The following is a 20,133-nucleotide window of genomic DNA, read 5'->3' on the forward strand; positions in this document are numbered from 1 at the left end:
ATATTATGTTTAAAACAAATCTCGACGGCTGCATGCCTTTCGTTTATGAAGGCGATTACAGTTTTTATCTTGAAAAAGCCCTTGAGGCGTACGGCATATTGGATAAGGAAACGGGCGCGGGGAATGATTTTCTCGGATGGAAACATCTTCCTTCGCAGACTCCGGAGTCCCTTCTGAAACAGTTCGAAGATATCAGGGACGAATGGTTGCAGGCCGGGGTGGACACCGTGGTAGTCATAGGCATAGGCGGCTCCTATCTCGGCGCCAAGTGCGCGATAGAAGCCCTGTCGCATTCGTTCCAGTCCCGGTTGGGGCGCAAGGAAAACAGTCTGGATGTGGTTTTTGCCGGAAACAACCTGTCGGAGGACTATCTGGCCGAGCTGCTCGATCTGATGCTCCGCCGTTCCGTGGCCACCGTAGTCATTTCCAAATCCGGCACTACTACCGAGCCGGCAATAGCTTTCCGTCTGGTCAGGAACTTCATAGAGGACCGTTACGGTAAAAAGGCCGCAGCCAGCCGGATAGTGGCGGTGACGGACAAGGCGAAGGGCGCTCTGAAGAAACTGTCGGATACGGAAGGATACAGGACTTTCGTCATTGAAGACAATGTGGGGGGACGTTTTTCCGTGCTGACTCCGGTAGGGCTGCTTCCGATAGTGCTTGCAGGCCATGATGCGCGAAAATTGCTTGCAGGGGCGGCAGAGTCGGAGAAAATCTGTTCCGAAGCCACGGAAGACAATCCTGCATTGAGATATGCGGCGATGAGGAACCTTTTGTACTCGAAAGGCTATAAGATAGAGATGCTGGTTTCGTTCAACCCGAAACTCACTTATCTCGGAGAATGGTGGAAACAGCTTTTCGGAGAGTCCGAAGGCAAGGACGGCAAGGGGATTTTCCCGGCATCGGCCAGTTTTACCACCGACCTGCACTCCATGGGGCAATATATCCAGGACGGGGAACGAACCCTTATGGAGACCGTTGTTTCTGTTGAAAATTCCGGCAGGAAGCTTATGATAAATACGGATCCCGAAAATCTCGACGGGCTCAATTTCATTGCTGCGAAAAGGGTGGAGGAGTGCAACAGGATGGCGGAGCTCGGAACCAGGCTCGCACATATCGACGGAGGCGTGCCTCAGATGCAGGTTTCGATAGAGCGTGTGGATGAGGCCAACCTCGGCGGGCTTTTCTATTTTTTCGAAATGGCGTGCGGAATCAGCGCCTACATACTCGGCGTGAATCCTTTCGACCAGCCGGGGGTAGAGGCTTATAAGAAGAACATGTTTGCCCTTCTCGGCAAGCCCGGATACGAGGCGGATGCCGTTGCATTGCGCGAAAGGCTTCCAATCGGTTTCTGAGAAATCGCAGGTTTGCGGCCGGCAGACTTGCAAAAGAAAAAACAGAGGAAAATCTCTATCCATGGGAGAAATAAAACCTTTTTTGCGGCAAGTGGCCGAAATATGCAAAGACAGGATTCTTGACCGGAATTCGAGGGTCTGTCTGGTTTTTCCGAGCAGGCGTTCCACTGTGTTTTTCCGTCAGTACCTTTCGGAAATAATGGACAAGCCGTTCTTTTCTCCGGAACTGATTACCATAAATGAACTTTTCGGTAAGATTTCCGATCTCCGTGTGGCGGACAGAATAACTCTGCTGCAACGGCTTTATGCCTGTTATTCGGAAATAGTACCGGAGCCGGAAAGTTTGGACAGTTTCGTTTTCTGGGGGGACATGCTTGTCTCCGATTTCAATGATGTGGACAAATACATGGTAGATGCGCGTAGCCTGTTCATGAATGTGTCCGATTTGAACGCTTTGAAAGATGATTTCAGCTATCTTACAGAAAAACAGAGGGAAGCCATAAAGGGCTTCTGGGGCCATTATTTTGGAAACGGGGTTTCTGTTTCGGATGGCGTGCGTAAGAATTTCAGCAGCAATTGGCGCATATTGTTCCCCCTTTATGAAAGATTCAGGGCTTTACTCGGGAAAGAAGGCATCGCATACGACGGGATGCTGTATCGCCAAGTCGCGGAAAAGCTGCGCGCCGGTTCTTTGGAACCGTTGGAAGGATATGGCACAGTAGTGTTTATCGGACTGAATGCGCTCAACGAGTGTGAAAAAGTCCTGCTGAAGCATTTTATGGACGAAGGACGCGCGGATTTCTATTGGGATTTTTGCGGAAGCATGCTCAGGGACGAAAAGAATGCAGCATCGCTTTTCATGAAGGAAAACATTAAAGATTTCCCTTCCAGATATGTTTTGGACGACAGTGATGTAACAGCCCCGTGTATTCAGGCTGTATCCGTACCTTCTGCGGTGGGGGAAGCGAAATATGCCGGAGAGATCCTCTCTTCCCTTGGAGACGGTATCGGACGAGAAACGGCGGTTGTGCTTCCTGACAGTTCCCTGCTGGCCCCGCTTTTGAGCGCCATTCCTCAGAATGTGTCTTCGATAAATGTGACAATGGGATGCCCTATGGGAGGTTCAGCCTTGTATTCGTTTATGCGTTCGTTGAAGGAATTGCATCTGCATTCGCGCAGACTGCCATCGGGAAAGATGAAATTTTATCACCGGAACGTGATCGATTTGCTGCACCACAGATATCTGTGTTCGCAGCCGGGGGTACAGGATACGATAAAAACCATTTTTTCGTGCAACATGGTCTATGTTGAGCCGGAACTCCCCGGGACGTCGCCTTTGTTGAAAACGGTTTTCCGTGTAGTAATCGATGACTTCGAAAGTACGGAAAATACCGGTCAGCTCGCGGATTATTGCAAGGATGTGCTGTGGGAACTCGGAGTTTCGGCGCCAAGCATTGACAGGGAGTTTATCAAGAAGTATCTTTCGGCCGTTGTCAAAATCGCTGACATGCGCCTTCCGGTACGTCCGGCCACGTGGTTCCGTCTTACAGACACGCTTGTGGCCGGTGCCACGGTGCCTTTCAAGGGCGAACCTCTGAGCGGGATACAGATAATGGGACCTTTGGAGACAAGGGCCCTGGATTTTAAAAATGTTATCATTACATCCATGAACGAAGGGCTGTTCCCTTCGAACAAAAACGATTCTTCATTCATTCCTTTTGTGCTCAGGAAAGGTTTCGGCCTGCCTACATACGAATATGAGGATGCCATATGGGCTTATTATTTCTATCGTCTGATCAGCCGTGCGGAAAAAGTCTTCTTAATATCCGATACTCGTGTCGAAGGATTGAAAGGAGGAGGCGAGAGCCGGTATGTCAAGCAGATAGAATATCTTTATTCTGACAAGGCGGTATTTTCGAGAAAAAATGTTTCGTTCTTTTCGGGCCCCGGAATGGCACCGCAGTCCGGGCAGGTCGTCAAGACTCCTGAAATCAGTTCCTTGATGGAAAAGATTTTTTTTGAGGACAGAACCCCGTTTTCATACAGTTCACTGAATGATTATGTGACTTGCCCTTTGAAATTCTATTACGCGCATGTTGCCCGGGAAATTCCCGAAGAAGAGTTGGTGGACGATGTGGATTATTCATCATTCGGTCGCTGGTATCATTTGGCGATGCAGACATTGTACGGTCCGTGGGTAGGGAGAGAAATGACCAGGCAGTGCATTGAAAAAATGATTTCCGACAGGGATGCCCTTTCCGCCGTGGTGGACGAATCATTTTCCAAAATAACGCAGAATACTGAAATACGCGGCGCAAATCTGATAAATCGAGAGATAATCCTCAGGCTTGTGGAAAAGACATTGGAAGCGGATGCTGGTTTTGCACCGTTGAAGATAGCCGGGCTGGAAAGGTGGCTCACGGCCCCTTTCAGCTTGGATGACGGACGCCATGTGATGCTTGGAGGGTTTATTGACAGGTTGGATATTTGCGACGGTCGGTTGAGGATAATAGATTATAAGACAGGTGCCGTGGATTTGAAGTACAAGGACGTATCGGAAGTTTTCGACAAAGGGAGGCAGAAGCGTCCCGGTATCATACTTCAGCTATTCATTTACCGTTATCTTTTAGAACATGCGGGCCAAAGCATGGCGATGGGGTATCCTATGGCCGGTGTCATATATTCGTTAAAAGAGATATTCCGGTCGTCACCTCAGGAGTTTTGTTTTACTGACGGTGACTATTCGTCAATGCGCAAAGGGACCGCGTCCCTGATTGAAGAGATTCTGGACCCGGCGGTGCCTTTCACCGAGGGGCCGTCGGCAAAATGCGAATATTGCGATTTCGCTTCTATATGTAAAAAGACGGAGGTGTGACATGTTAAAGGTTTACAGCGCTTCGGCCGGTTCTGGCAAGACTTTCCGGTTGGCAAAAGAATACATAAAGCTTCTTTTCAGGCATGAATACGCCTATCGGAACATACTTGCCGTGACTTTTACAAACAAGGCGACGGAAGAAATGAAGTCCCGTATCCTTGAGCAGTTGAATGTGCTTGCGTCTTGTCCCGAAAAGTCCCCTTACTATGAGGACATAGCTTCGGCATGCGGGTTTTCCGCCAAAGAAACCGCAGAAACGGCAAGAAATGTCCTGGAACGCATAATGAATGATTATACGACATTCTCCGTAAGCACCATAGACCGGTTCTTCCAAAGGACGATGAGGGCTTTTGCCCGCGAACTCGGGCTTTACGGCTCCTATTCAGTTGATTTGGACAGGATGGCTGTTTATTCGGAGGGTATAGATGACGTAGTGGACTCCATAGGCGGTGACAGCACGGATCCGGCATTGATCGGATGGTTGGTGGAGATGGCGATGGATTCTTTTGAAAGAGGGGGAAAATGGAATGTCAAGGATTTTCTTAAAAATTCCGGAACGGAAATTTTCAGCGAAGAGTTCCGCATAAAGAGCGGAGGAGTCCCATACGACAGGGCTTTGCCGAAAAAATCCATAGCCCTCGTGCGTGAACGGTGCGGACGCATTATGGGAGATTTTGAGCAGGGAATGTCCGGTTATGCTTCCCGTGCGCTGTCTGTCATCTCGGAAGGGATGCTGGCTCCGGAAGATTTTATCGGAGGGGGCCGTTCGCCTTTCAGGAAGCTTCGTGATATTGCGGAAGGCAAACTTTTTGAAATCCCCGATTCTCTGACGGCCAGGATTGATGCCTCATCCGAGGCATGGTACGCAAGGACATCTGCCTTCAAAGACCGCATATCGGCAGTGTATCCGTCTCTTAACGATTGCCTGCACGAAATGAAGGTTTATTATGAAGACAATCATGTTTTGTACAATACTGCCGTTGCTGTCTCTTCGGAACTGTTGCGCCTCGGTGTCGTGTCAGACATAGCGTCTGCGATAGCGAGCATTCTGAGAGAACGCAACACTGTCATGCTGGACGATACGAACCAGGCTTTGGCAGGGATTATTTCCGATGACGATACCCCTTTCGTGTACGAGAAGCTCGGTACGCGTTATGACGACTACCTTTTGGATGAGTTCCAGGATACTTCGAGGTTGCAGTGGCACAATTTCCTGCCTCTTGTATCCAATTCTGTATCACAGGGCGGTGAAACATTGGTGGTCGGAGACGTAAAACAGAGTATCTACAGGTGGCGCTCCGGAGATTGGCGTATTTTGGGCGGAGAAATTAAAGAAAGATTTCCAGATGCCTTGTTTGAAAGCATGAAGGAAAACTGGAGGAGTCTTGGCAACATAGTTTCATTCAACAATGATTTTTTTTCTTTTGCGGTAGAGCGTTGCGGAAGCAGTATGCTTTCCGAGGTATATGCCGATATACGGCAGGAAGTACCGTCCCTCCGTGCGCAGAAGGCCGAAGGCGGGCATGTGCATATCAGGTTTTTGTCGAAGGATGACGATGTTTCATCGGCCGATGAATGCTTGCTGTCTTCTATTTCGCGTTTGCGCGCCAACGGGTACGTATTTTCCGACATTACTTTGCTGGTCCGTTCCAACTCGGACGGCGAAAGGGCCGTGGAACTCTTGAAAAACAATGGTATTCCGGTAATTTCAGATGATTCGTTACTTGTAGGCAATTCATTTGCGGTAAAATATGTCATAAATACGCTCCGGAAAACCGCTCCCGGCGACATGCCTGCCATGTCTCTGTATGCCTTTTGCGAAGCTTGTGTCGCTGAGTTGCCAGAGGAAACCATGGCTCCGGATACGGCCCATGTATACGCTTTCCTTGACAAGGTCAATGAGTTCGTTTCTTCCGAGGGCGATGATCCGCATGGATTTCTTTCATGGTGGGAGACTTTTTCGCAGTCATTTACCGTACCTGCCCCGGAAAACGATTATGCGGTGAGGGTTATGACTGTGCACAAGTCAAAAGGCCTCGATTTCAAGGCCGTGATAGTCCCTTACCTTGAAGTGCCGATGTACAAGGCTTCTAAAAGATGGGTGAGACTCCCCGAAGACGATTTCGGTACCGGATTGTTGGTGCCGGTCGTGTTGAACTCTAAGTCTGAAAAAACGCTTTTCGCAGATGATTACAGAGAGGAGGCGGAGCTTTCCATAGTGGACAATTTCAATATAGCTTACGTGGCCTTTACGCGCGGCGTGGAGGAGCTGGTGATTATATGTGATCCGCTCTCAAAAGCTTTTATGTCCAATCCGTCCGAACCTTCGAGAATCTCGGAATACCTGTATGCTTTCTGCCGTGAAAACCGGGGTGAAGGCATGTCTTTCGATTTCGGGGATTGGATGCGCGCTTCATCAGGAAACAGGCAGAATAAAACGGAAAATGCCATAGTGCCGTATTTTCGTCCTTTGTCATTCGGCAACAGGCTGAAACTCGCGTATGACAGTTTCGATTATTTCACCGATGCTCCGCAAAGGCGCGGTAGGGGGAAAATACTGCACACGATCATGTCGCGCATAAAATCGGTAGGGGACATTGAAGGTTCCCTGTCCCGTTCCGTGATGGAAGGGGACATAAGCCTTGCAGAAATGCCGGAATATCTTGAAGAGATAAATTCTGCGGTCTCGTCCGTAGAAAAATACGGCTGGTTTACCGGAAAATACGATGTTTTGACCGAAATAGAGATCATCGAACCCGGAGGGCGGATAAGCCGCCCGGACAGGGTGCTTGTCTCCGGAAACGAAGCCGTTGCGATAGACTATAAATTCGGGAGACAGGAAGCCGGCCATGAAAGACAGATAAGACGCTACATGTCTCTTTTGTCCTCGATGGGCTATTTGCGGGTAAAAGGCTTCCTCTGGTACGTTGAACAAGGTCACATTCTTGGTTTTGAATAATGAAGTGCTTCCGCTTCCGGCTACGGTCAAAACCGGCCAATGAGAATCGGTTCAAAATTTATTGGCATATCTCTCGGTTTTTTCGTACCTTTGTGTTTGAATTTAAATATTTTATAATCAATGAAACGTTTTTTAGTACCATTTGTTTTATTAGTTGGGATTTTTTCATGTTCCAAAGGGACTGAGGAAGTTCCTACAATGGATTCCGTGATTGAAATAGATCCCGGAATCGTGGAAGTCGAGGCTGCGGGAGGAACTTATACTGTCAGCTATTCGATAACCGATCCTGCCGAAGATGGCGTAATCGAGACTCCGATATGCACCGATGGATGGTGTAATCAATTCGATGTCAGCGAACCGGGCGTTATTTCGTTCAATGTGGACCCCAATACGGTTCCCGGTGAAAGAAGGACGGAGGTAACCGTTCTGTATTCCAATGCGGAGGAACCTGCTGTGTTTACGGTAATCCAAGCGGATCCGACCAAAGTTCTGGCATCTGATCTGGATAATACTCTCTGGACTGCCGAAGTTTGTGAATTCGACCGCGATTCTACCATATTCAGGCTATTGACGGAATATAATGAACTGAGTTATCAGACGATAACCGCAGGGGAATTTGCTGACCAGTATGCGATTGACTATAATATGGCAAATCCGGACAGCCCGATATCTCCGGATGACGCGCTCGGATTTCAATTCATCGATACTCCGGAGTACAGGTCATACGCCAATGTTCTTTTCGGCGGCAATCAGATAGAGTTCGTCCACGGGGCTTCTAATCCTGTCGGCGGTGTAGCGGTCACGGATTTTTCAGGGCCTTACGTGTTTGATGAAAGCACCGGTATAATTACGGTAAACGACAAGAGCAACACGAACTATGAAAGGGAAGTAACCATACATGTCTCAAAGGACGGGGATTACCTTCTGTTCAGAATCATCAAGATGTGGTGGCCTGAGACTATTGCAGACTATTACGGGGGTGACAAGCCTTATTTGGGTTTCAATGTTACCAATTACAACGGAACTCAAGCATATTGCCCTTACGGGTATCTTTTGTACAGAATGAAACTTTCACAAAACGAAGATGAGCAGTAAAAAACAATCAAAATTTAAATAAAAAAAGAAAACAATGAAAAATATATTTACTTTATTGAAAATATCGGTGTTGGCACTGATTGCCATGTCGGTCTTTTCCTGTAAAAAGGACGAAGTGAAGACAGTCCCTACTGTAAGTGTCGAATTTGTGTCCTCGGGCATGACTTCGGCTACGCTTAGCATAACTTCTGAAAATGCAAATGAATTGGCATACATGATGTTGAACGATGCGGCGGAAGTGCCTTCAGCAAGGGGTATATTGACCGCAGGTACAAAGATACAGGTTCCCGGCGGGGATGTGACGGTTTCCGACCTTGTCGCCGGTGAAACTTATCATATAGCGGCTGCGGCTGTTTCGGAAAACGGCGAATATTCTGAGGTGGCGACTCTGGAGTTCGGCACATCGGGGCAGAATTGTTCGTTTGACATTGATGTGATTTCCGCTACGGACAAATCCATATCGTATTCGGTAGTTCCTTCCATGGACAATGTAGACTATTATGTTGCCGCTTTGGAATTTTCCGTTTACGGGGACTCTGATGATGAAGCCATATATGAAGCCGTGGCCGAAAGTGCGGCACAGGCGGCTTCCGCAGCAGGGATTTCGTTGCAGGAATACCTTTCACAGAATCTCCATAGGGGAGAATATTCCGGTGTTGTTTCGGAACTCGTCCCTGAAACCGAATATTTGCTGACGGTATTCGGCATGTCTTCAGAAGATGCGTCCCCTACGACCCCTCTTTCAAGGATAGAAACATCTACAGTGCCTGAAACTCCGGAACTTACATTCGATTTGGAATACTCTGACGTTACAACCACGACTGTCCATTTGAAAGTGACTCCTTCAAACAAGACAGCACAGTTTATATTCCTCTGCCTTCCATCCGCGAATTTCCCTGATCTGACAGAAGATGATGCGGATGAAATCGCTCAGAGATATGTAGATGGCGTTAAAAGCTATTTGGATGCCGGAATAGGACTTTATACTGGTGATCAGGACGTGCCTAACTTCTCGATAATGCAGAATACTGAATACTATTTCTTCGCTTTCGGATATACTCCGGGTGTGGGTATTTCAAGCAAATGCGAACTTGTGTCGTTCATGAGCGAAAGGGGCGTCGTTCCGGAGGACTTCGAGGCAGAAATAATCATAGATGCCACGACAGCGAAGCGTATCTCGGCCAGAGTGGTTCCGGCAGCCGGGTTTGAAAGCATCTTTTACGGTTGTGTCGCAATTCCTACCGATGAGTATACGGAAGAACTCGCAAAAGAGAGTGTCGAGCAGGCGATAGTCGATTATTACAACCAGCAGGTAGAATTTAATCCTACATACTCTATGCTGGATGCCGTTACTGCCGTATGCGACAGAGGTGAAGGATGGTTTGAACCGTCAGGGCTTACTCCTGAAACGGAATATACTGTCGCTGCAGTATCCGTTTCAAATGAAGGTATCGCGGCAAAGGTTCTGACTACCACGGCTACCACAGGTTCGGAGGATGTTTCGGCAGCGACTTTCACAAGTACTTTCGTGAAAGTTTATGACGGTAATGAGGCATTGGAGGCCGGCTTGTTTGCCGACTCGCCTCATCTGATGAAAGACAAAGGTATTGCAGTGTTCCATTTCGAACGTTCGTCCGAGGCTGTGGAATGCTATTATTACATGGCGAACGGAGACTATTCCAACCCAGATGAAGAATTCAAGACCGATGATGACCTGTTGAGTTGGATAACTACCAATCCGTATTTCTATCAGGCTGACGAAAACACCCACTACGCTTTCGTGTCGGTTGATTTCTATGATGCATACACTTATTTGGGATGGTACTACACCATGCTTACTGTCGCAAAGGATTCACAGGGAATGTGGGGGCCTGTGGGCAGGACAATGATTCTGCCAGAGTATGCGAAAAGAGGAGATATCCAGGAATTGGTAGACCTCATCAATGAAATAGAGGCTGGTACAGAAAGTCTTTCAATTAAAGCAAGTAAATGATGAGAAACATATACAGCTTGTTGATAATGATTCCGGCAATCCTTGTGATTGCCGGTTGTGAAAAGAACGGGCAGGAATCGGTTCTGGTGCCTTTGACTGTTTCCGTGTCAGATGACGGCTTCCTGTCATCGGACGGTGCGGCCGTATATCCTGCTGAATTCTCGGACGGGGATGCGATAGGTTTGTTTGCGGTTGAAAACGGAACGGTGTTAGAAGCTGTGGACAATCTTCGTCTTACGGCTTCATCCAATGGAGGGTCCATTGTCTGGTCTTCTTCGGATTCAGTCATGACATTTCCTGAAAATGCGGTTTATTATGCATATTATCCGTATCAGGAAAATTTCGGGGCCTCTGTAGACCCGGCTGCGACCACGGCTTCGGAATTTTTTGCTGACTTCATTGCAGGATGGAATTTGCCGGATGACCAGAGCAACGGTTTTGCAGATTATGACCTGTCTGTAGGAACAGCGTCTCCTTCATCGGGTAGGCTTGATTTTGAAATGTCCCATGCGATGGGATTGGTGAAAATAAGTCTTCCGGAGAAAACTTACCGCTTTACCAATACGGACAGGCAGATTCCTGACTATTCTTTGTCCGGCAATGTGGTTTTCAATGACTTTAAGCCGTGGACGGATGGCAACTTTTACATTTATTTGATCATGCCGGGGAATTTCAGCCTGTCTGGCAGTTACGGGGATACACCGTGGCAACAGGACGGCGAGGCGATAGCCGACAATTGCGTGACTATAGACTATGGCGAACCTGAAGTGATAGAGCATTTGCTGCAAGTCGGTGATTTCTTTCTTGCGGACGGCTCTCTGATTTCTAAGGACGCTCCGGCATCAGAGGTGTCCTCGGCCGATGTGATAGGCATTGTATGCCAGATTGATCCTGACAGGATAGCAGATGGTGAAAAAGAGGCCCTTGGCGGTGTCGCGCATGCCATTGTTCTGGCTACGCGGGTAGCAGGTTTTTTAAGCGCAGATAATTTAGGGTATATGCGCCGTTTCTATACCGATTATTCTATTCAGAATACTGACTTCGAGGCCAGCTATACAAGGGACGAGGAGGAAATAGGTTTTCCTAATATCCCGATGACATCCGATCTGCAAGAACTGTATACGTTGGCAGATGAAAATCTGGATGGATATAGAGCCACTCATTTGATATATACCGAAAGGGCGGATGATTTCGCAAAGGGATATTATCCCGGTTTTAAGGCGGTATATGATTTTGCTTCAGAAGTGGGAGGCCCGGCAGAGGGTGTCACTACAGGTTGGTTCATGCCGTCGGGAGGCCAGTATCTTGATGCAATCCGCAATCTATGCAATGTAGAATTGGATATTACCGGTATCGTTGCATCGGGTGTCGCGAACGGCAGTATGGCATGGGAAGGCCAAGGCGCTCTGGCATCGGCCATGAATAAGGCCATGGAGAAAGTTTCCAACAATAATAAAATACTGTATAGCGATTATCAGAACGGGGTTATGATTGCGGCTACCGCATCTGACAAATATTACAGATATATAGATATCGCCGATGGAGGCTGGGTGGACTATATATGTTTCTTTAAATATGCTACTTCGATTGTAAGGCCTATGTTGGCATTCTGACAGATATAAAGACTTTTCTTGGGGGGTTGTGTCAAAATGAAATTTTTGATACAACCCCTGTCATTTTTGGGATTTTTCCTGCACACTGCCCGTGAGCATCCTTACGAATTTTATATGCGACAGGAATTTTGCGGCGAATACCCTTATCACCGTATACGACGGTATGGCAATGAGCATTCCGACCACTCCTCCCACATAGCCGGCCATAAGAAGGACGATGAAGATTTCGAGCGGGTGGGCCTTTACGCTGTTGGAATATATTATAGGTTGGAATATGTAATTGTCAATGAGTTGCGCGAAGACGAAAATGGCTACAAGTATGGCCGTATATCCCCAGAAGCTGACATCTATCCCCATAGGGCTTGCCGAATAGTATTTCAGTATCAGGCCGAGGAAAGTGCCGATTACGCCTCCTGCGAATGGACCTACGTATGGAATGATGTTGAGAAGTCCGGTCATGAAGGCTATGCCGACAGCCATGCTGAAAGTCAGGCCGGCAACGAAATGCAGTCCTATCGTGTTGATGAGCGCCACTCCGATGACTTCGATGATGAGCCCTATGAAATAGCGGCTGAGCAGTCTGTACATGTCTTCTATCGCCTCTCCCGTTTTCTGCGTGTATTTGTCGTTTACGAACGACAATATGATGTTTTTGAACATATTGTCATTGTTTATGAAGAAAAACGAGATGAACACGATGGCGAAAAGCCCTACGCCTATGTTGATGATTGTCCCTGCCGCAGAGCCTATGATTGAGGTGAAAGTGCTGACATCGAGTATGTTGCCGAGATGGTGGAGCAGCGCTGACTCAATCTTGAAGTCTGGCCCGAGAGCCGGGAACGTCTCTATGAGGAATCTGTTAAGCTCCATAAGCGGAAGTTCTATGCTGGCGCCGGTAGTGCGCAGGTTGGACGTGTCGAAATTGACTATGACGTTGCTGATGATAGGGATAATGAAGGAAAACAGAGAAAGGAGCACCACGAGTACTGTCACTATCGACAGTATGGATGCCAGCCACTTGGGGAAAACGAATTTTCTTATGCGTATTTTCCTCAATGTCCTTGCTATCGGGGTTGCGACAAGTGAAAATACCGCAGCGAGCAGTATGTATGATATTACTTCCCTGAAGTACCAGCAGAATGCCCCTATCAGGGCAATGGATGCCGCTATGATAATGTATTTTGCCAATCGTTCCATGTGACAAACATACGCAAAAATTTTCCTATTTTTGCAAATTGTTGATTTTTTGTATGTTTTTTGCTGGACGGTGAAAGCATTTTGAAAACAGATTTTATAAAAATATGGAAAATTACAAAGGACTGACTCCCGAAGAAGTGGAAGCGAGCCGGGCGGAACATGGCAGCAACATTCTGACACCTCCCAAACGCAGACCGGTATGGCTGCAATTTCTGGACAAATTCAAGGACCCGATTATCAGGATACTTCTGATAGCGCTGCTCTTCTCTTTCGGAGTATCGGCCTATCATTATTTTGCCGAAGGGGCCGGGGCCAATGTGTTTTTCGAGCCTGCCGGGATTCTTGTCGCGATACTTCTCGCCACGCTTGTCGGCTTTATACTCGAACTCAGGGCGAACAAGGCTTTCGATGTACTGAACAAGGTCAATGACGACACTCCGGTGAAGGTATACCGGAGCGGCGAACTCGTGGAAGTGCCCAAGAAGGATGTGGTAGTAGGGGATATCGTGCTGCTCGAAACCGGTGAGGAAGTCCCGGCCGACGGGGAACTTCTCGAAGCGGTTTCGCTTTCCGTCAACGAGTCCACGCTTACAGGGGAGCCGCTTGCACGCAAAGGCGTTGAAGCCGATACTCCGCAGGGGCTTGAGGCGACATATCCTTACCACCATGTGATGAAAGGCACAACCGTCTCGGAGGGCCGCGGAGTGATGAGGGTCTTTGCCGTAGGCGATGCTTCGGAGTACGGGAAGGTCTATGTGGCTTCGCAAATCGACTCTTCGACGAGGACCCCGCTCAACCAGCAGCTTGACAGGCTGAGCAAGGTGATTTCCATAGCGAGTTATATTATCGCCGGACTTATCGTAGTCGGCCGGCTTGCGGTCTATTTTCTTGACGGCCAGCATTCCGGAGATGCGTTTTCGTGGAGCGGCTTCGGAAGTTACCTGTTGAATACTTTCATGATAGCCGTTACCCTGATAGTGGTTTCCGTTCCGGAAGGCCTGCCTATGAGCGTAACCCTCAGCCTTGCGCTCAGTATGAAGAGGATGCTTGCCTCCAACAATCTTGTCAGGAAAATACATGCCTGCGAGACGATGGGCGCGGCTACCGTAATCTGTACCGACAAGACGGGAACGCTTACCCAGAACCGCATGACCGTGGCCGAGGCCAGGTTTCTTGTGGACGACAAGGTTCTGGTGGAACAAAGCATAGCGGCCAATTCCACGGCCCACATCAAGGAGGAGGACGGGAATGACAAGGTCATGGGAAATCCTACCGAAGGGGCTTTGCTCCTGTGGCTGAAATCACGCGGGGATGATCCGATGGCCCTGCGTGCCTCTTTCGAGGTATATGACCAGCTGACGTTTTCGACCGAAAGAAAATATATGGCGACAGTCGTGCGCCATGAAGGAAAATTGCGCCTTTTGATCAAAGGCGCTCCTGAAATAGTCCTCGGCCTGTGTACGGAGATTGCCGGAGGTGCCTCACGTGAAGAAATCCTGGAGATATTGAGGGGATGCCAGGCAAAGGCCATGAGGACCCTCGGTTTTGCCTATAAGGACATGGCGGCGGATGCGTATCCGGAGGGGGCCCTCGATCCGAAATCCCCTGATACGGTCATCGGAGGTCTGACCTTCATAGGGCTGACGGCCATTTCCGACCCTGTCCGCCCTACTGTGCCGGCGGCAATCCGCAGCTGTATCGATGCCGGCATAGATGTGAAGATGGTGACGGGGGACACCTCGGTTACGGCGGCCGAAATAGGCCGTCAGGTGGGGCTTGTCCCGGAAGACGTGACTCTCGAACAGATACAGAGCGGCTTTGACGGCAACGGCAGGAGATTCCAGATTACGGGGCCTGAATTCGCCGCATTGTCGGATGAGGAACTGGAGGCCTGTGTCTCGGATTTGAAGGTTATATCCCGGGCCCGTCCTTTGGACAAGGAGAGACTGGTGAAGACCCTCCAGAAAAAGGGAGAGGTGGTAGCCGTGACCGGGGACGGAACCAACGATGCTCCTGCCCTGAATGCGGCTCAGGTGGGATTGTCCATGGGAGACGGGACTTCAGTTGCCAAGGAAGCCAGTGACATAACAATCCTGGACAATTCTTTCGACAGCATTGTGAATGCCGTAGTATGGGGCCGTTCCCTTTACAAGAACATCCAGCGTTTCATACTCTTCCAGCTTACCATCAACGTGGTTGCCTCGTTGATTGTGCTTATCGGCGCCTTCATCGGCGAACAGTCCCCGCTGACTGTCACGCAGATGCTTTGGGTGAACCTCATAATGGATACCTTTGCGGCCATCGCGCTTGCTTCGCTTCCTCCGACAAGGGATGTCCTGAAAGAGAAGCCGCGCCGCAGGAGCGATTTCATCATAAGCAGGAATATGGCAGCGCTGATTTTCGGAGTGGGCGCGGCTTTCGTGGCGGTGCTGATGTGGCTGCTGCTGTATTTCAGGAATGACGGCGACGGCCTTACCACTTACGAACTTTCCATGTTCTTCACTGCCTTTGTGATGTTACAGTTATGGAACATGTTCAATGTAAAGGCGTTCATGACGGGAAAATCCGCTTTTTCACACCTGTTTTCATCGAAAGGTTTTATCTGGATGGTCGTCGTGATACTTGCGGGCCAGATACTTATAACGACTTTCGGCGGCGAAATGTTTTCTGTAGTCCCTATCAGGCCTTTGGACTGGCTGAAGATTGTAGGGCTTACCTCGGCGGTTCTTTGGGTAGGGGAGATTGCTCGGCTTTTCTCTTCAATCGGAACTTCCCGCTCCCGAGGTTGCAGATGATATATGCATCGGGGTCATTGCCGATGATTTCCGTTGCGGACTTTTCAGAGAGCCTTTTCATGGGCTCTCTTTTGTTTTCGCTTACGATGAAAGACTGCGGCGGCGTGACGTTTTCGAATGCGAAGCCAAGGGTTTCGTAAACCCTCCCGTCCGACCATTCGAGGTCGGCGTAGCTCATTATGTCGTCAGGTGCCGTCTCCGCTATGAATGCGTTCAGCGATTTTCCCATGCCCCCGGCGATACGTATTCCGGGAAGGGATGCGTACCTTATCCATTCGTATGATGAGACCGTACCTTCCGGCTTCTGCCATCTGCGTGCTCCGGAAAATGTGGATACCGCTATGAGCCGTCCCTCCTGTGAAAACGTTCCGTAGCGGTATTTGCATTTGGAACTCCCGTAACTGTGGTATCTGTCGAGAAAATCATCGGCTTCCGGCCCGGTTATGCGCCTTACCGTGCATTTCCTCCCCATTATCTGTTCGAAATGCGATATTCGTGCTTTTATCCTGAGCCTGATGTTCCCGTTTTCCCTGTACCATCTGTCCTCGTATATGACGGCGGCATCCATGGATTTCCGCAAATGGCCCACGAAGGAAAGGATGGCGTCCGACCTTATCTGTGCCGCGAAGATTTCCCCTCTTTCGGTCTTCGGAGGCCTCGGGACAATCAGGAATCCGCATCGTCCGTCTCCGGCCTCCATGTTCCGGAAGGTGCAGGTGGCAAGCGCATATTCGGGAAAATCCCGCAAGGGACGTGTTATTTCCGTTTCCTTGCAGGCTTCCCGTAAAAATCCTATGGCTTCATCGCTGAAATTCATTGTCTTTCTTCTCCAGAATGGTTTTAATGCCGCGCAATTTAGAAAATAAAATGTAAATGTCAAAAAACTGGCGGCGGATTTTGCCTGCTTGTTTCGCACTGGAATTTTTCACCCCATATCCATGAGGTGGTTTTTGAAATTACTGACAATCAGTGTGTTATAAAAATGCGAGCTGTCTTTGGGTACTTTCCGATGTACCCAAGCGTAGGAGTGATTTTGGTAAAATATTGAATATCAATACGTTGTAAGAATGATGGCTGGCTGTGAAGTTGGAAAATATGCCGGCATTTTCTGGCGCGGAAATACAGGTTCCCAGGCCTCCCGGAAAAAGTGTCCCGTCCTGAAAAAGGTTTACCTGTCCCGCCAAAAAATTGCAAAATGTCATATTTTTTTGTATTTTGCAACAATCGTTTTTAATCAATTGGAGTTATGAAAATCATGAAATTGTTCAATGACCGGGCAATGGGGTTTTTCTCCATAGGTGCTTTATTCGGACTTTTGCTTTGCATGAGGAGTGAAGGCCTGCATGTTTTAAATATCGTCATGTGGGTCGTGGCCGGATTGTTCCTGCTGCTGTTCCTTGTAAGGATGTTTGTCCTGTTGTTTGGCAAGGAAGCAAGATTCCTGGCAATGAAAGACAGTGGAACGGGACTGGAAAGATTCGCCTTTCCTGCCATACTGCTGCTTTTCACTGTCGAGTTTTATTGCAGGGAAAATATGACGGCGGCCGTAGTGGCGCTCATCCTTTTCGTCCTGTCTTTGCTCGGGACTATATTGCTGGCAATCAAGGATTCTTCGGAGTCGCGGAATCAGCCTGAAAAATAACCATGCCCACCTTCTTTGAAGCACGCCCCGACTTAATCTGAGTGTGCTGTTTTGTGCTGATGTACAGTGTTTTATCGTTGTAATAATATTTTATGAATGTGGATTTCAAAGGGTTCCGAACCCCTTGAAATCCACGGTAATTTTCGGTGCTCTCTTTATAAGTTATTGATTCATAATATCTTACAATTGGAAAAATTAAATCGGGGTGTGCCCGTCATTTTTTCAATCTTCTAAGCCACAGCCAATAGCCTGTCAGGGGAAGTGTGCCTCCGATGAGGGCGGCTATGAAATAAAGTATCTTGCTCCAGATTCCGCCCCATGTGCCGGTGTGCAGTGAGAATATCAGGCCTTTCAGTTGGCCCGGTTCCGCGCCTGCGACTGCATAGAACGCCTCGCGGTACCAGCCGAAAGACCATGTAAGGCCGGTGAGGGCCATGACAAGGAGCAAAATCAGGCTGTAGAATCCCAATGAAACGTGGCTGTCGTAAAGAAAACGTTTCCAGCCCTTGGTGCATGAGAGGCCGAGCCTTGCGCGGAGCATCCGGGAACCTTTGGGCAGCCAAATCGCAAGACCGCTGATCAGGATTACGACCATCAGCAATGTACTTATGCCGACAATGGTTTTCCCGACAGTCTTTTCTCCCTTGGCTGCCGGTATGTCCATCAGCCATCGGTGCAGTTGGCGTACCGCTGTGAAAAATCCGCTTCTTTCCACCCAGCCGTTGATTTCGCCAGTATAGGGATTTACGCTCAGGGCCTTTCTTCCGCCGCCCTTGAATGTAACCATTGCGCAACCGTTTTCCCTGTCCGGAAGCCTGACGTTTGCCACCTCGGTCCGCTTTGCCACTCCCGCTGACCCGGCTGTTTCCGGCAGCCCGGCCACCTCGGCCCGGGCGCTTGCTTCGGCCCGCCTGTCGCCGTCGGCGCCGGAAACGGCGTTATCAGGGGCAGGCATGCCAGGAGCTCCGTCCGCACCTGGAACAACGGCGCCCGAGGCATTGAGAGCTTTTGCTATTTCCTCACCGGACATCATTGCGGAGCCCTCGGGAACTTCACATCTGTATAGATGCGGGTGCGCAAGTGCGAGAATTTCCTTTTCGAAAACGAGGATTGCCCCGGTAAGGCAGGTTATGCTGATAATCAGCCCTATCGGGACGGAAATCCACAGGTGTATTTTCCTGAAAAAACGTCTCATTTTTGTACTTTCAGTTTTCCTGCGCGGCTTATCGCATCGGCCTCTACCGACAGTCCCTTGCTTGCCTGTCCTGTCCTTGCATCGATTTTATAGAATGCCGGACGTTCTCCGCCGGTTACGGTCACCGCGATATAGATGTTGCCGCCCTCGCTGTAAGGCTCGCCTCCGAAACCAGCAAGGTCGTCCGGCAGGCCGGTTACAGGGGTGATGCTCCTGTCTTCACCCTTGAATATGGCAAGCTCGTTCGTGTTGGCGTTGCGGCCGTCGTTTATCATGCTCTCCACCCCGTCCTTGTAAAGCTGAAGAAGGAAATAATCTTCGGTAATGTGCCAGCATCTGAAGATAGGATGTCCCGTCCCGAGTTCTTCAATATTTACGTAATATGAAGGGTCGAATTCCGTTTCCCCGGCCTTGATGCGGACTACTCCCGAAGGAAGCGTGCCGGTGACTTTCTTCAAGTCGGAAGTGGAGACGGCCGTGCGCCCGTAACCTGGTGAAAATACATAAAGGTCTCCGTTGCCGGCTGCCCAGATGGTCTGATAGTACTGGCTCCTCATACGCCCGCTTGCAAAACCGATTTTTCCTGTTCTCGCTATTACTGGAGTTTCGTCGAAACTGTCCCCGCTGTAGATTGCCACGAAGGCCGAATCAGGGAACTGGGTGGACGGTATTACTCCGGCCGTGTAGCTCCCGCTTCCCTGCCCGCCGTCTTGCGTGGTTACGAGTTCGGGGTCGGTCACTTTGTCGGGCCATTGTCCGATGCCGTACTTGCTCATTCCCATAGGGACTACGGAGGTGTAAAGTTTTCCGTTAGCCTCCACGAAGCCGGCAAAGGTCACTTTCTCCCCGTTGCCGAGGTAATTCTCGGCATTTGTCGAGCTTTCGTACTGTGAGCCGTCGTTGGCGTTCAGGTAGTTGAACAGCAGGGCCTGTGCTATGTTGCCTTCTTCGTCGGTGGTGTTGGAATCCCCGGTGGATGCGGTGATTACGTTTTCACCCCAAAGCCCGTATGTGGTAATCCTGTTGAATTCGTAGATGTATTTTTCTTCCGGAAGTCCGCTCGCGTTCAGATAATATGATGCGCCCGTGCCGCTTCCTCCGTCATTGTAGGCGAGGGAAAATACATAGTTCATGTCTTTGTAAATCCAGTATGTGCCCCCGATTACTTCGGTGCCTGAATTGCGGGTGGTCACTTCGCCCGAATCCAGAGTTTCCGATGTTATGAGATAACTCACGCCGTCTACCTGAGCCGCAATGACATACAGTTCTTCGGCATCGGTCGGGTTTTCCGGCCCTTCATTGATGTTCCCTTTTTCGCAGGAACTTGCCGCAAGCGCCGCTGTCAGGACGAGGGACGCTGAAATCCCTTTAAAAATAATTTTCTTCATTTTCCTTATGCTTTTAATTATTGTTT

At 49.2% G+C, this 20,133-nt stretch carries 12 protein-coding genes; 8 read left to right on the forward strand and 4 right to left on the reverse strand.

Annotated elements, in window-relative coordinates:
- Window positions 1-5 precede the first annotated feature (5 nt).
- The 6 genes from B5F83_RS06650 to B5F83_RS06675 all read left to right on the forward strand — a co-directional run bounded on the left by B5F83_RS06650 (window position 6) and on the right by B5F83_RS06675 (window position 11,890).
- On the forward strand, window positions 6-1,355 hold the full coding sequence (locus B5F83_RS06650) for a glucose-6-phosphate isomerase (RefSeq protein WP_087278844.1): 1,350 nt from the start codon (window positions 6-8) through the stop codon (window positions 1,353-1,355).
- A gap of 61 nt (window positions 1,356-1,416) precedes the next feature.
- Window positions 1,417-4,230, forward strand: coding sequence for a PD-(D/E)XK nuclease family protein (locus B5F83_RS06655; RefSeq protein WP_158094176.1), 2,814 nt, complete (start codon window positions 1,417-1,419; stop codon window positions 4,228-4,230).
- A 1-nt stretch (window position 4,231) separates the two neighbouring features.
- Window positions 4,232-7,189 (forward strand): UvrD-helicase domain-containing protein, encoded by a 2,958-nt coding sequence (locus B5F83_RS06660; RefSeq protein ID WP_087278838.1) that lies wholly within the window; start codon window positions 4,232-4,234, stop codon window positions 7,187-7,189.
- Window positions 7,190-7,309: 120 nt separating this feature from the next.
- Window positions 7,310-8,284 carry a BACON domain-containing carbohydrate-binding protein gene (locus B5F83_RS06665; RefSeq protein WP_087278835.1) on the forward strand — a complete coding sequence of 325 codons (975 nt, stop codon included), beginning with the start codon at window positions 7,310-7,312 and terminating at the stop codon, window positions 8,282-8,284.
- Window positions 8,285-8,318: 34 nt separating this feature from the next.
- Window positions 8,319-10,277: a hypothetical protein gene (locus tag B5F83_RS06670; protein ID WP_087325286.1), complete on the forward strand. Its 1,959-nt coding sequence runs from the start codon at window positions 8,319-8,321 to the stop codon at window positions 10,275-10,277.
- A complete protein-coding gene (locus tag B5F83_RS06675; protein WP_087278826.1) occupies window positions 10,274-11,890 on the forward strand; it encodes a fimbrillin family protein in 1,617 nt (538 codons plus the stop codon). Before B5F83_RS06670 ends, B5F83_RS06675 begins: the two co-directional genes overlap by 4 nt.
- A 60-nt stretch (window positions 11,891-11,950) precedes the next feature.
- On the opposite strand, the gene B5F83_RS06680 is transcribed toward B5F83_RS06675, so the two are convergent.
- Window positions 11,951-13,087 (reverse strand): AI-2E family transporter, encoded by a 1,137-nt coding sequence (locus B5F83_RS06680; protein ID WP_087278823.1) that lies wholly within the window; start codon window positions 13,085-13,087, stop codon window positions 11,951-11,953.
- A gap of 104 nt (window positions 13,088-13,191) precedes the next feature.
- On the opposite strand from B5F83_RS06680, the gene B5F83_RS06685 reads away from it, so the two are divergent.
- Window positions 13,192-15,882 (forward strand): calcium-translocating P-type ATPase, PMCA-type, encoded by a 2,691-nt coding sequence (locus B5F83_RS06685; protein WP_087278820.1) that lies wholly within the window; start codon window positions 13,192-13,194, stop codon window positions 15,880-15,882.
- Here the strand turns inward: B5F83_RS06685 and B5F83_RS06690 are convergent.
- Window positions 15,800-16,699 carry a hypothetical protein gene (locus B5F83_RS06690; RefSeq protein ID WP_087278817.1) on the reverse strand — a complete coding sequence of 300 codons (900 nt, stop codon included), beginning with the start codon at window positions 16,697-16,699 and terminating at the stop codon, window positions 15,800-15,802. The genes B5F83_RS06685 and B5F83_RS06690 overlap by 83 nt on opposite strands.
- A gap of 429 nt (window positions 16,700-17,128) precedes the next feature.
- Between B5F83_RS06690 and B5F83_RS06700 the strand changes: the two genes are divergently transcribed.
- Window positions 17,129-17,524, forward strand: a complete 396-nt coding sequence (locus B5F83_RS06700; RefSeq protein ID WP_087278811.1) for a hypothetical protein — start codon at window positions 17,129-17,131, stop codon at window positions 17,522-17,524.
- A gap of 214 nt (window positions 17,525-17,738) precedes the next feature.
- Here B5F83_RS06700 and B5F83_RS10790 read toward each other — a convergent pair whose 3' ends face one another.
- Together B5F83_RS10790 and B5F83_RS06710 are read right to left on the reverse strand one after the other, a co-directional pair.
- Window positions 17,739-18,719: a PepSY-associated TM helix domain-containing protein gene (locus B5F83_RS10790; protein WP_087278808.1), complete on the reverse strand. Its 981-nt coding sequence runs from the start codon at window positions 18,717-18,719 to the stop codon at window positions 17,739-17,741.
- Entirely contained in the window at window positions 18,716-20,107 is a 1,392-nt protein-coding gene (locus tag B5F83_RS06710) for a DUF4374 domain-containing protein (RefSeq protein ID WP_087278806.1), read from the reverse strand. Before B5F83_RS06710 ends, B5F83_RS10790 begins: the two co-directional genes overlap by 4 nt.
- Between the last annotated feature and the right edge of the window lie 26 nt (window positions 20,108-20,133).

It is taken from the genome of Muribaculum sp. An289 (genome assembly GCF_002159555.1).
Lineage (GTDB): Bacteria > Bacteroidota > Bacteroidia > Bacteroidales > UBA932 > Merdivivens > Merdivivens faecigallinarum.

What these genes read in the sequence shown, in the direction of transcription:
- B5F83_RS06650 (WP_087278844.1), top strand. Translation starts at nt 6, where the DNA reads ATGTTTAAAACAAATCTCGACGGCTGCATGCCTTTCGTTTATGAAGGC.
- B5F83_RS06655 (WP_158094176.1), top strand. Translation starts at nt 1,417, where the DNA reads ATGGGAGAAATAAAACCTTTTTTGCGGCAAGTGGCCGAAATATGCAAA.
- B5F83_RS06660 (WP_087278838.1), top strand. Translation starts at nt 4,232, where the DNA reads ATGTTAAAGGTTTACAGCGCTTCGGCCGGTTCTGGCAAGACTTTCCGG.
- B5F83_RS06665 (WP_087278835.1), top strand. Translation starts at nt 7,310, where the DNA reads ATGAAACGTTTTTTAGTACCATTTGTTTTATTAGTTGGGATTTTTTCA.
- B5F83_RS06670 (WP_087325286.1), top strand. Translation starts at nt 8,319, where the DNA reads ATGAAAAATATATTTACTTTATTGAAAATATCGGTGTTGGCACTGATT.
- B5F83_RS06675 (WP_087278826.1), top strand. Translation starts at nt 10,274, where the DNA reads ATGATGAGAAACATATACAGCTTGTTGATAATGATTCCGGCAATCCTT.
- B5F83_RS06680 (WP_087278823.1), bottom strand. Translation starts at nt 13,087, where the DNA reads ATGGAACGATTGGCAAAATACATTATCATAGCGGCATCCATTGCCCTG.
- B5F83_RS06685 (WP_087278820.1), top strand. Translation starts at nt 13,192, where the DNA reads ATGGAAAATTACAAAGGACTGACTCCCGAAGAAGTGGAAGCGAGCCGG.
- B5F83_RS06690 (WP_087278817.1), bottom strand. Translation starts at nt 16,699, where the DNA reads ATGAATTTCAGCGATGAAGCCATAGGATTTTTACGGGAAGCCTGCAAG.
- B5F83_RS06700 (WP_087278811.1), top strand. Translation starts at nt 17,129, where the DNA reads ATGAAAATCATGAAATTGTTCAATGACCGGGCAATGGGGTTTTTCTCC.
- B5F83_RS10790 (WP_087278808.1), bottom strand. Translation starts at nt 18,719, where the DNA reads ATGAGACGTTTTTTCAGGAAAATACACCTGTGGATTTCCGTCCCGATA.
- B5F83_RS06710 (WP_087278806.1), bottom strand. Translation starts at nt 20,107, where the DNA reads ATGAAGAAAATTATTTTTAAAGGGATTTCAGCGTCCCTCGTCCTGACA.